An 896-nucleotide genomic window follows, 5' to 3' on the forward strand; every position below is an offset into this window, starting at 1 on the left:
CACTGAAATAGATTTGGTGTAAAGCACGGCTAACAAGCCACTCAAGCAGGACTTTTAACAGTTGGTTAGGTTCCGCTTCGCTTCACATTTTAACCAACAATTAAAAGCCTCTTAGTGGGGCGTTAGCATGAAAGGGATAGGCATGTACTCAATTCGAAAATTTGTAGCATTAATCGTGTTAAGCCACTTTGTAAATAATGTTCAAGGTAATGAATATTCAGATAAATTAGTGGAACATCTAAATTATAAAGAACAATTTGAAAATGTTATCGAAACTTGTCTGAAAGGCAATGAATATATTACTCCTGAAAGTCTTCTTATTAATGAACCAAATTATTTTTATGGATTTAATGAATCATCAAATGAATGGCCGGAATTAGTCGCTATTTATAAAGAGTATTATGATTCTGGTTGCCATTCTATAAATGTAGAGACTTACCTTAGAATTATTTCTAAAGAATATGAAAGCCTTTTATCCAAAGAGCAATTATTGCAAGCAATTGCTTTTTATTCCTCACCTGTAGGTATAAAAATAGCTAAAGCGGATGTTCAAGCTAATATAAAGTTTCAAACCAAGATGAATGAAGACTCAGTAAAAATACATAATGATGCCACTGAAATATACAGTAGAAAATTACTAAATTTAGCCAAAAAAGCTGGCAAGTAGTTCGGTTTAATTTCATGCTAACAAGGCATTCAAACGGACAAAAAACAGTTGGTTGTTTTCACTCCGTTCAACATTTTAACCAACAATTTTTTGCCGCTTAATGTGGCGTTATATGGCAAGGCTATGATTGAGTATATTCGAACAATTAGGCAGGAACGCAAATCGCTATCGAAAAATCTCAGGACTGTTACTGATATTTTAGGAGTCTCAAGCATTATTTGTGGTGGGT

Annotated in this window: 1 protein-coding gene; it reads left to right on the forward strand. The window is 33.5% G+C overall.

The genetic code is table 11. The features are described 5' to 3' along the window. The first annotated feature begins 127 nt into the window (after positions 1 to 127). The gene (locus tag H4J57_RS19480; RefSeq protein WP_157470916.1) at positions 128 to 667 is read left to right on the forward strand and encodes a DUF2059 domain-containing protein; all 540 of its coding nucleotides are present in this window, start codon (positions 128 to 130) and stop codon (positions 665 to 667) included. Positions 668 to 896 lie beyond the last annotated feature (229 nt).

It is taken from the genome of Colwellia sp. BRX8-7, assembly GCF_014077275.1.
GTDB lineage: Bacteria > Pseudomonadota > Gammaproteobacteria > Enterobacterales > Alteromonadaceae > Colwellia_A.

What these genes read in the sequence shown, in the direction of transcription:
- H4J57_RS19480 (WP_157470916.1), top strand. Translation starts at nt 128, where the DNA reads ATGAAAGGGATAGGCATGTACTCAATTCGAAAATTTGTAGCATTAATC.